This is a genomic window from Rhizobacter sp., from assembly GCF_035702065.1.
Classification (GTDB): Bacteria; Pseudomonadota; Gammaproteobacteria; order Burkholderiales; family Burkholderiaceae_C; genus Rhizobacter.
This window is the reverse complement of the sequence record NZ_DASSRA010000329.1, coordinates 1-6171: the sequence shown is the minus strand read 5'-3', so window position 1 is coordinate 6171 and position 6171 is coordinate 1. Positions and strand designations below refer to the sequence as shown.

5 protein-coding genes are annotated in these 6171 nt (G+C 66.9%); 4 read left to right on the top strand and 1 reads right to left on the bottom strand.

From position 1 onward, the window contains the following. Together VFL64_RS14765 and VFL64_RS14760 are read left to right on the top strand one after the other, a co-directional pair. Positions 1-1035 (top strand): acyl-CoA dehydrogenase family protein (locus tag VFL64_RS14765; RefSeq protein WP_489541142.1); only part of this gene is annotated, 1035 nt, incomplete at its 5' end. 85 nt (positions 1036-1120) lie between these two features. Further along, positions 1121-2080, top strand: a complete 960-nt coding sequence (locus VFL64_RS14760; RefSeq protein WP_489541141.1) for an NAD(P)H-dependent flavin oxidoreductase — start codon at positions 1121-1123, stop codon at positions 2078-2080. 12 nt (positions 2081-2092) lie between these two features. On the opposite strand, the gene VFL64_RS14755 is transcribed toward VFL64_RS14760, so the two are convergent. Continuing rightward, positions 2093-2410, bottom strand: coding sequence for a hypothetical protein (locus tag VFL64_RS14755; RefSeq protein ID WP_489541140.1), 318 nt, complete (start codon positions 2408-2410; stop codon positions 2093-2095). Positions 2411-2639: 229 nt separating this feature from the next. On the opposite strand from VFL64_RS14755, the gene VFL64_RS14750 reads away from it, so the two are divergent. Both VFL64_RS14750 and VFL64_RS14745 read left to right on the top strand, forming a co-directional pair. Next, a complete protein-coding gene (locus VFL64_RS14750; RefSeq protein WP_489541143.1) occupies positions 2640-5498 on the top strand; it encodes a 2-oxoglutarate dehydrogenase E1 component in 2859 nt (952 codons plus the stop codon). A gap of 102 nt (positions 5499-5600) precedes the next feature. Then, positions 5601-6171 (top strand): biotin/lipoyl-containing protein (locus VFL64_RS14745; protein ID WP_489541139.1); only part of this gene is annotated, 571 nt, incomplete at its 3' end.

Here is a 6171-nt window from a genome sequence, read left to right as displayed (position 1 = left end):
CACAAGCTGGGCATCAAGGCCAGCCCGACCGCGGTGCTGCAGTACGGCGACCACGGCGGTGCCGTCGCGGGACTCGTCGGCCAGGAGAACCGCGGCCTGGAGTACATGTACATCATGATGAACTCGGCGCGCTACGCTGTTGGCGTGCAGGGCATTGCGATTGCCGAGCGCGCCTACCAGAAGGCCGTGGCCTACGCGAAGGACCGTGTGCAGTCGCGCCCTGTCGACGGCTCCATCAACAAGAGCGCGCCCATCATTCATCACCCGGACGTGAAGCGCATGCTCATGACCATGCGCGCGCAGGTCGAAGGCTGCCGCGCCATGGCGCTGACCGCCGCCGCGGCCTACGACGCGGCCCACGCCCACCCCGATGCCGAGGTGCGCAAGCAGAACCAGGCCTTCTACGAGTTCATGGTGCCGCTGGTGAAGGGCTACAGCACCGAGATGAGCCTGGAGGTGACGAGCCTGGGCGTGCAGGTGCACGGCGGCATGGGCTTCATCGAGGAGACCGGCGCGGCGCAGTACTACCGTGACGCCAAGATCCTGACCATCTACGAAGGCACGACCGCCATCCAGGCCAACGACCTGGTGGGCCGCAAGACGGCACGCGACGGCGGCCAGACGGCCAAGGCCATCGCACAGCAGATCGCCGGCACCGAAGCCGAACTGGCCAAGCGCGACAGCGTGGCGGCACGCGCCATGCTGACCCGCCTGAAGGCGGCCCGCGTGGCCTTCGAGCAGGTGGTCGACTTCGTGGCCGGTGGCACCAAGGGCAACCCGAATGCCGTGTTCGCGGGCTCGGTGCCGTACCTGATGCTGGCCGGCAACCTGATGGCGGGCTGGCAACTGGCGCGCGCGCTGCTGGTGGCCGAGTCGCAGCTGAAGGCGGGCGAGGGTGATGCCGCATTCCTGAACGCCAAGGTGACGACGGCACGCTTCTACGCCGATCACATCCTGAGCCGCGTGCCCGGCATCCGCGATGCGATCGTCGAGGGCGCCGACAGCGTGACCGCGCTGGCGCTCGAAGCCTTCTGAGCTTGTCGCAGCAGTGACTGCCCCGGGCGGGTGTGCCGCGCACACTCGTCCCGCTTCTCGTCCAACCATTCTCCGGAGACCTCCCGTGGCCCTGCCTCCCGTTCTGCAGAACCTGCCGCTGCCCATCATTGGTTCGCCGCTCTTCATCATCAGCAACCCCAAGCTCGTGATCGAGCAGTGCAAGGCAGGTGTCGTGGGCTCCATGCCGGCGCTGAACGCCCGCCCCGCCGAGCTGCTGGACGAATGGCTGGCCGAGATCACCGAGACGCTGGCCGCCTACAACAAGGCCAACCCGGACAAGCCGGCCGCGCCTTTTGCCATCAACCAGATCGTGCACAAGAGCAATGACCGGCTCGATCACGACATGGCGCTGTGCGCCAAGTACAAGGTGCCCATCATCATCACCTCGCTGGGTGCGCGGGAGGACGTGAACCAGGCGGTGCACGCCTGGGGCGGCGTGGTGCTGCACGACATCATCAACAACAAGTACGCGCACAAGGCGATCGAGAAAGGTGCCGACGGCCTGATCGCCGTGGCCGCCGGTGCTGGCGGCCATGCCGGGGTGAAGAGCCCGTTCGCGCTGATCGCCGAGATCCGGGAGTGGTTCGACGGCCCGCTCGCGCTGAGCGGCTCCATCGCCACCGGCGATGCCGTGCTGGCCGCCCAGGCCCTTGGCGCCGACTTCGCGTACATCGGCACGGCCTTCATCGCGACCGAAGAAGCACGCGCTGCCGATGCCTACAAGGAGGCCATCGTCGCAGGGAGCTCAGACGACATCGTCTACTCCAACCTCTTCACCGGCGTGCATGGCAACTACCTGGCGCCGTCGATCCGCGCTGCAGGCCTCGACCCCGACAACCTGGAAGTCAGCGACGCCAGCAAGATGAGCTTCGGCTCCGAGCGGGCCAAGCCCAAGGCCTGGAAGGACATCTGGGGTTCGGGCCAGGGCATTGGTGCCGTGAAGAAGGTGGTGCCGGCGCGCGAACTGGTCGCCCGACTGTCCGAGGAGTACAAGGCGGCCCGCCGCCGCCTGGCGCTGGCCTGACCGGCCCCGCCTTCAGGGCTGTGCCGCCTCGACCGTGAGGTCGCAGTCGCAGCCCTGGCCCGCGGCGATCATGCGCATCGCCCAGCGGGCGGCCATCGCGGCCAGCCAGCGCGGCGCAGTGTGGCGCTGCGGCTCGCTGACCACGCCGCAGCGGTAGCGGCCTGTTTCCCCGTCCCAGCGCAAGGCCGCGCAGGCGCCACGCCGCTTGCGGCTGACCAGCATGCCCACCGGACAGGGCTCGGTGAGGCAGCACACCCCGCAGCCATTGCATGGCTCGCCCTGGGCCGGCTTGGGGGCGGCCTCGGGGTGGATGTGGATCACGCGGTGCATGCGAACAGCAGATTTGTCCCTGTTCGCATTGTGAGAAACGTCAGATAGTCCAATCCAGCGATGTGGCAGCGGTTCCGGGCCGGTGTTACAGTCGCGCCCAGACTTTTCAGGTCCTTCCCGTCCCCTTGCTCAGTCAAGGCGGGTCGCAATCCGCCAGTCGGTCTAGCCGTGTCGCGGAAGGTTTATCAACCCACTACAGCCCCGGAAACCGGAGCGAAAGGTGAGCGAAATGATGCAGGAATACAGGTCCAATTCGTACCTGTTCGGAGGCAATGCGCCCTACGTCGAAGAGATGTACGAGGCCTACCTCGACAACCCCGGGTCCGTGCCCGACAACTGGCGCACGTACTTCGACGCCCTCCAGAACGTTCCCGCCACCGATGGCTCCGAGGCCCGCGACGTGGCCCATGCGCCGGTCGTCGAATCCTTCGCCCAGCGTGCCAAGGCCAACGCCTTCGCCGTCAAGGCCAGTGCCACCGAGCTCGCCGTGGCGCGCAAGCAGGTTCACGTCCAGTCGCTGATCGCCGCCTACCGCTCGCTCGGCGCCCGCTGGGCCGACCTCGACCCGCTCAAGCGCCAGGAGCGCCCCAAGATTCCCGAGCTGGAGCCGGCGTTCTACGACCTGAGCGAGTCCGACATGGACATCACGTTCAGCGCCACCAACACCTATTTCACGACCGCCGAGCAGCAGACGCTGCGCGAGATCGTGCAGGCACTGCGCGAAACCTACTGCGGCCCGATCGGCGCCGAGTTCATGCACATCACCGAGCCGGCCGAGAAGCGCTGGTGGCAGCAGAAGCTCGAAGCCATCCGCTCCAAGCCCAACTTCACGGCCGACGAGAAGAAGAACATCCTCGACCGCCTGACCGCCGCCGAAGGCCTGGAGCGCTACCTGCACACCAAGTACGTCGGCCAGAAGCGCTTCTCGCTCGAAGGCGGCGAGAGCTTCATCGCCTCGATGGACGAGGTGGTGCAGCGCTCCGGCATCAAGGGCGTGCAGGAGATCGTGATTGGCATGGCCCACCGCGGCCGCCTGAACGTGCTGGTCAACACCCTGGGCAAGATGCCCCGCGACCTGTTCGCCGAGTTCGACCACACCGCCCCCGAGAACCTGCCTTCGGGCGACGTGAAGTACCACCAGGGCTTCTCGAGCGACGTCACCACCGATGGCGGCCCGGTGCACCTGAGCCTGTCGTTCAACCCCTCGCACCTGGAGATCGTCAACCCGGTGGTCGAAGGCTCGGTCAAGGCCCGCCTGGACCGCCGCGGCGACAAGGAAGGCGACACCGTGCTGCCCGTGCTGGTGCACGGCGACGCGGCCTTCGCCGGCCAGGGCGTCGTGATGGAAACTCTCGCGCTGGCACAGACGCGCGGTTACTACACGGGTGGCACGCTGCACCTCGTCATCAACAACCAGATCGGCTTCACCACCAGCGACCCGCGCGACACGCGCTCCACGCTGTATTGCACCGACGTGGTCAAGATGATCGAAGCACCCGTGCTGCACGTGAACGGTGACGACCCCGAAGCCGTGGTGCTGTGCACCCAGCTCGCGCTCGACTACCGCCAGGAGTTCAACAAGGACGTGGTGGTCGACATCGTCTGCTTCCGCAAGCTCGGCCACAACGAGCAGGACACGCCGGCGCTCACGCAGCCGCTGATGTACAAGAAGATCGCCCAGCACCCGGGCACGCGCAAGCTCTACGGCGACAAGCTGGTCGCGCAGGGCGTGCTGCCGGCGAACGGCCCCGACGACATGGTCAAGGCCTTCCGCGCCGCCATGGAGGCGGGCAAGCACACCGTCGACCCGGTGCTGACCAACTACAAGAGCAAGTACGCCGTCGATTGGTCGCCCTTCCTCAACAAGAAGTGGACCGACTCGGCTGACACGGCGCTGCCGCTCGCCGAGATCAAGCGCCTGGCCGAGCGCATCACGTCGCTGCCGGTCAACTTCAAGGCCCACCCGCTGGTCGAGAAGGTGCTCGCCGACCGCGCTGCCATGGGCCGCGGCGAGATCAATGTCGACTGGGGCATGGCCGAGCACTTCGCCTACGCCTCGCTGGTGGCCAGTGGCTACCCGGTGCGCCTGTCGGGCGAAGACTGTGGCCGTGGCACCTTCACCCACCGCCACGCCGTGCTGCACGACCAGAACCGCGAGAAGTGGGACGAAGGCACCTGGACGCCGCTGCAGCACATCGCCGACAACCAGGCACCGTTCGTCGTCATCGACTCACTGCTGTCCGAAGAGGCCGTGCTCGGCTTCGAGTACGGCTACGCCTCGGCCGACCCGAACACCCTGGTGATCTGGGAAGCGCAGTTCGGCGACTTCGTGAACGGCGCGCAGGTCGTCATTGACCAGTTCATCGCCTCCGGCGAAGTCAAGTGGGGCCGTGCCAACGGCCTCGTGATGATGCTGCCGCACGGCTACGAAGGCCAAGGCCCTGAGCACAGCTCGGCTCGGCTCGAGCGCTTCATGCAATTGGCCGCCGACAACAACATGCAGGTCGTGCAGCCCACCTCGGCGAGCCAGATCTTCCACCTGCTGCGCCGGCAAATGGTGCGCATGTTCCGCAAGCCGCTGGTGATCATGACGCCCAAGTCGCTGCTGCGCGCCAAGGATGCGTCGTCGCCGCTGGCCGAGTTCACCAAGGGTGAGTTCCGCACCGTCATCGGCCCGAGCAACCCCGAGATCGACCCGCAGAAGGTCAAGCGCGTGATCGCGTGCTCGGGCAAGGTCGCCTACGACCTGATGAAGCGCCGCGACGAGAAGAAGTCCTTCGACACGGTGGTCATTCGCGTGGAGCAGCTCTACCCGTTCCCGCACAAGGCCTTCTCCACCGAGCTGAAGAAGTTCCCGAACGCCACCGAGGTGGTGTGGTGCCAGGACGAACCGCAGAACCAGGGTGCCTGGTTCTTCGTGCAGCACTACATCCACGAGAACATGCTCGACGGCCAGAAGCTCGGTTATGCCGGACGGCCGGCCTCCGCCTCGCCGGCCGTCGGCTACTCGCACCTGCACCAGGAGCAGCAAAAGGCGCTGCTCGACCAGGCATTCGGCAAGCTCAAGGGCTTCGTCCTCACCAAATGAGGTTCACACAAGCGATGGCGGCCGCCCTGCGCCGCCATCGTTCGTGCGCTCGGCTGCGTCAAGACAGCCACTCGCGCGGGGTGAACCAAAGAAAGAATTGAAATGGCAATCGTAGAAGTCAAAGTTCCGCAGCTTTCCGAGTCCGTGGCCGAGGCCACCCTGCTGCAGTGGAAGAAGAAGCCCGGCGAAGCCGTGGCCATGGACGAGATCCTGATCGAGATCGAGACCGACAAGGTGGTGCTCGAAGTTCCGGCGCCTTCGGCTGGCGTGCTGGGCGAGATCGTCAAAGGAGACGGCTCCAGCGTCGTGAGCGATGAAGTCATCGCCAAGATCGACACCGAAGGCAAGGCCGGAGCCGCGGCTCCCGCCCCTGCCGCAGCCCCCGCGCCGGCACCCGTTGCCGCCGCCGCAGCAGTGCCTGCCGCAGCCAGTGCCAGCAAGAGTGGCGTGGCCATGCCCGCAGCCGCCAAGCTGATGGCCGACAACAACCTCGCCTCGGGTTCGGTGCCCGGCACCGGCAAGGATGGCCGCGTGACCAAGGGCGACGTGCTGGGCGCACTCGCCACGCCGGCCAAGGCTGCGCCGGCGGTGTCCGTGCCGGCTGCGCCTGCCGTGGCCAGGCCGCTGCCCAGCGTGGCCGCCCCGGTGGCGCCCAGCCTGGGTGACCGCCCCG

What these genes read in the sequence shown, in the direction of transcription:
- VFL64_RS14755 (WP_489541140.1), bottom strand. Translation starts at nt 2,410, where the DNA reads ATGCACCGCGTGATCCACATCCACCCCGAGGCCGCCCCCAAGCCGGCC.
- VFL64_RS14750 (WP_489541143.1), top strand. Translation starts at nt 2,640, where the DNA reads ATGATGCAGGAATACAGGTCCAATTCGTACCTGTTCGGAGGCAATGCG.